Origin of the sequence: Pseudomonas sp. Sample_9 (assembly GCF_004307535.1) — a bacterium.
Classification (GTDB): domain Bacteria; phylum Pseudomonadota; class Gammaproteobacteria; order Pseudomonadales; family Pseudomonadaceae; genus Aquipseudomonas; species Aquipseudomonas mercuritolerans.
The window spans coordinates 1-4,362 of record NZ_RAZO01000005.1 but is presented as its reverse complement, the minus strand read 5'-3'; the positions used below and the strand labels follow the sequence as shown (position 1 = coordinate 4,362).

Below are 4,362 nucleotides of genomic sequence, written 5' to 3'. Positions count from 1 at the left end.
CCCACCACCATCGAGGTAAACGGTGCGACATACGCCTGCAACGTCACCAGCCCGCCGACCAGGATCGCCAGCACGATCGAGTGGAAGAACACATAACGCAGGATCTCGCCCTCATGCCCATACCAACGGGTTGCGGTCGAGGCAACGACGATCGACTGCGCATCGACCATCTTGCCCATCACCCCACCGGAACTGTTCGCTGCCGCCATCAGCACCGGGCTGATACCCAGTTGTTCCGAGGTCACCCGTTGCAAGCCGCCAAACAGCACGTTTGACGCGGTATCGGAACCGGTTAGCGCCACCCCCAGCCAGCCGAGCAAAGTGCCGAACATCGGGTAGAAAATCCCCGTCGCCGCGAACGCCAGGCCCATGGTCGCATCCAGCCCCGAATAGCGGGTGAGGAAGCCCAGCGCGAGCATCGCCGCAATGGTGATCAACGAAAATCGCACCACCCACAACGTGCGCAGGTACTGCTTGATCAGTTGCGGGATCGAATAACCCATCAGCAGACCGCCGACGATCGCCGCCAGCAAAATCCCGCTACCGGTCGCGGTCAGCCAGGTGAACTTGTAAATCGCTTCCTCGGCTTTCGGCGCTGCGACAACCGGCGGCACTTTTTCTATTTGCAGGTGCAGACCGGTGAAGGTCACCGCTGGGGCGAAGATCGGGTTGGCCTCGCGCACCGGTTTGCCTTGCGGGTCGAGCTTGGCCGATTGCGTGACCGGGTCGATCACCGGGCGCGTGTCGAACATGTTCTTGAAGCCCTGCGTGCCCCAGGCAAAAACGAACACCGTGAGAATGATCCACGGCATCCACGCACGCATCACTGCCGGGCGCGCCTGATCGCTGAACGCGGCGCTGGCGTTGACTGTTTCTTCATCGACTTTGGAGTTGTCGACGCGCCCGGACAGCGCTGCCGAGGTGTGGATGGTCGCCGGTTTCCACACCTTGAGGAACAGCGTCAGACAGGCCATGGATATCAGCGCAGCGATGACGTCCACCAGCATCGGCCCGTGGTAGTTGGACACGAGAAATTGCGGGATGGCGAAACTCACCCCGGCCACCAGAATCGCCGGCCACACTTCGAGCATCTTGCGCCAGCCGGCAAACGCCCAGATCAGCCAGAACGGCACCAGCACCGAGAAGAACGGCAACTGCCGCCCGACCATCATCGACAGCTCCATCTCGTCCAGCCCGGTGACTTTGGCCAGGGTGATGATCGGCGTGCCCAGCGCACCGAAAGCCACTGGCGCGGTGTTGGCGATCAGCGCCAGGCCGGATGCGGCCAATGGCGAAAAACCCAGGCCAATCAGGATCGCCCCGGTCACCGCCACTGGCGTGCCAAACCCCGCCGCACCTTCGAAGAACGCGCCGAAGCAGAAGGCGATCAGCAGCAACTGCAAACGTCGGTCATCGGTGATCCGCGCGAGGGAATCCTGCAGCACTTTGAACGAGCCGTTCTCGGTGGTCAGGCGATGCAGAAAGATGATGTTGAGCACAATCCAGCCAATCGGCAGCAAGCCATTCGCCGCGCCGAACAACGCCGCCGAACCGGCCATGCCCGCCGGCATGTCGAAGGCGAAGATCGAGATCAGTAGGGCGGACGCCAGCGCCAGCAATGCTGCCAGGTGCGCCTTGACGTGAAAGAACGCCAGCGCCGCGAGCATCACCACCACCGGCACTGCGGCCATCAGCGTAGAGAGCACCGGGTTGCCGAACGGGTCGTAGATTTGCTGCCAGACCATGGTCCACCTCTGCTTGTTGTTATTGAGGGTGCAGATCCATTGCATGGGGGTTGGTTGCAAGCAGTATAGGTGGCATTACGCCGCCGTTCGGCCGTGGCGAACGGGCCGACAAACGGTCGATAGTGGCCACTGAATCAACGCGCTTTTGCCCGGTCGTATCTGCGGCTGCGCGCACTGCGTCCCGAAGACGCGGTGCAGCGTGGCGATTTCCGTCGTCAAGACCTTGGGTTTTAGGGAAGTGTTGAATGAAGCAAGCGACAACGATGCTGCTCACTGTGACCGCCGCCGTATTGCTGAGCGGCTGTATTGCGGATTTTGATGATGACCACCGGCATAGCCGGCACTACGACCGCGACCACGGCCGCTATTACGACCATGACCGGCGCTGGGACGACCGCGATGACGACCGCCGCGATGGCCGTCGTTATCACCGTGATCGCGATGATGACTGATTGAATGAAGAGGGCGTTCCCATCAAAGGAACGCCCTCTGTGCATCAGCCTTCAGCTGAAAAAACGAGCGTTCGCCTGGACGCGGGATCGCGCAGGCACCGAGGCCTCGTGATCGAGCAAATGGGTGGCGAGTATGTCGCTCAGAAAACGGAACTGATCGTTGAGGCCGACCACTTCATTGCTGAAATGATTGCTGGCGGCGGGCATCAGCAGATCGTCGAAATCCTTGTTGAACACCAGCGTCTGCGCCTTGCGCGGCACGACGTGCTGTTGGTAGTAGTTGCTGCCGAACACCGGGAAACTCACGGCGAGGGTGACTTGGGTGTGGATCATGATGTGAACGCCTCGTTGTGTTTCGGATGGGTCAATCGTGCCTTTCATCAAGGGAGGGCGGAAGGCAATCGTGGCGATGGTGGATATCGATGGCGGTGATGGTTGAGGTTTGTGGTGCTGCTGTTGGCGCCTTCGCGAGCAGGCTCACTCCCACAGGTGCAAGGCATTCAAATGTGGGAGCGAGCCTGCTCGCGATGAGGCCGGAACCTTCAGCATCGAAATCGACTGACCCACCTATACTCAAACCAGCACCTCCCCAAGCCAAAGGACACCACCACCGTGAACCCACGCGCGCTGGTCGTCGCCGCACTGCTTTTGCTGGCCGGCTGCGCCACCTCGGCCCGGGCACCGGTGAGTGCGCCGCAAGCGGTGGTGGTGTCGGCGCAAACCTGGCAGCAGATCGACCGCGAGATCCTCAGCGCATCGCAACAGGCCACCGAGCAGGTCAAGCTGTTCGCCCGTGGCTCAATGGAACATTGGCGCACTCGGGTCTATCAGCAAACTGAAGAAAATTTCATCCCCTGGTTCAGCAGCTACTGGACCCAGGAATGGCTGTCGATGAAGGTCAGTTGGTACACGATCAGCGCCGGCGGTGAGCAGGACGCTTCGGCGAAACGGCTGGCGGCGTATCTGCTTGAGCAATATCAGGAAAAAGTCCTCGCGCCGGTCGCCGTGGAGATCGATCCGGATGCGATCCTGGCGCAGGCCACGGCGTTCTACGCGCAGTTGATGGCGCAGCAGATGCCGCTCATCGCCCAGCGTCACGGTGTGCCGATTGCGCAGCTCAACGGGCGCTTGCAGAAGATCCCGGCCATCGCCCTGGGCCCGCCGCCGGCGCGGGATGCGTCGCTGTTCAAAGTCATCAGCACCGAGCCGCTGAACACCCTCCCGGCGTACGCCGCACTGATCGACAAGATCCACACCAACGGCGGCGCCAAGGGCATTTCCTCCACCGACGCGGCGATGGCCCCGGTGGCCAAGCGCGCCAGCCAGCGCATCGAAGCGGAAATGGCCCCGCGCGGCGCCGCCAGTGCAGTGGCGGCAGCAGCCGGGAAACTGGCCGGGGCGATGATTTCGGTCGGCGTTGCCGGCATTCGCGCCATCATCCAGGCCAACGACCGCCACGACAGCGAAGCGCTGATCCGCAGCAGCCTCGGCAATACCTTCGACAAAGCCTGGCAGAAGCTGCTGCAGAACCCGACCACGGGGGTGATGGCCGGCACGTTGCACATGGCCGGGCAGGTTGAAGGTAATTTGGGCGTGAATGAGCAAATGCCTATCGGTGTGAGCGCTGTGCCATAGCGCTTGTACCTGCGAAGTTTTGTTGGCGGCGGTCGCGCCCGGATCAGAGCGGATGCTAGTCTTGCGCAACGCTGTTGTCAGGGAGCCCACATGGGCAATCACAAGATCGAAATTCGCCGCAGTAACGTCGAGAAAATCCTGCTGGCGGCGGAAAAGGTTTTCGCCGAGAAAGGCTTCGGCAGCACCGCCATGGCGGACATCGCTGCCGAAGTGCAGTTGCCGCGTTCCAATCTGCATTACTACTTCAGCACCAAGAGCGAGCTGTACAGCGCGGTGCTGTTCGATCTGCTGGAAGTGTGGAAACAGGACGCGCTGTGCTTCGAGATGTTCGACGACCCGCGCGTGGTGCTGAGCAGTTACATCCGCGCCAAGATGAACCACTCACGCAGCCGGCCGTATGGCTCGAAAGTCTGGGCCAACGAGATCATCCACGGCGCGCCGACCCTGGGCGAGGCGCTGGATGCGAGCCTGTATGACTGGGCGAAGATGAAGGAAGCGAAGATTCGCCAGTGGGTCGAGGACAAGCGGAT

The 4,362-nt window shown here is 61.6% G+C and carries 5 protein-coding genes; 3 read left to right on the top strand and 2 right to left on the bottom strand.

The genetic code is table 11. The features are described 5' to 3' along the window. A partial coding sequence (locus tag D6877_RS00255; protein WP_130909476.1) for an L-lactate permease occupies positions 1 to 1,745 on the bottom strand: 1,745 nt, incomplete at its 3' end. 245 nt (positions 1,746 to 1,990) lie between these two features. Between D6877_RS00255 and D6877_RS00250 the strand changes: the two genes are divergently transcribed. Continuing rightward, positions 1,991 to 2,197: a hypothetical protein gene (locus D6877_RS00250; RefSeq protein WP_130909473.1), complete on the top strand. Its 207-nt coding sequence runs from the start codon at positions 1,991 to 1,993 to the stop codon at positions 2,195 to 2,197. A 51-nt stretch (positions 2,198 to 2,248) separates the two neighbouring features. Here the strand turns inward: D6877_RS00250 and D6877_RS00245 are convergent, their stop codons facing one another. Next, on the bottom strand, positions 2,249 to 2,530 hold the full coding sequence (locus D6877_RS00245) for a hypothetical protein (protein ID WP_130909472.1): 282 nt from the start codon (positions 2,528 to 2,530) through the stop codon (positions 2,249 to 2,251). A 279-nt stretch (positions 2,531 to 2,809) separates the two neighbouring features. Here D6877_RS00245 and D6877_RS00240 point away from each other — a divergent pair, with 279 nt between their 5' ends. Further along, positions 2,810 to 3,832, top strand: a complete 1,023-nt coding sequence (locus D6877_RS00240; protein WP_130909471.1) for a hypothetical protein — start codon at positions 2,810 to 2,812, stop codon at positions 3,830 to 3,832. Between the two features lie 90 nt (positions 3,833 to 3,922). Continuing rightward, positions 3,923 to 4,362: TetR/AcrR family transcriptional regulator (locus D6877_RS00235; RefSeq protein ID WP_130909470.1), on the top strand; the 440-nt coding region annotated here is incomplete at its 3' end.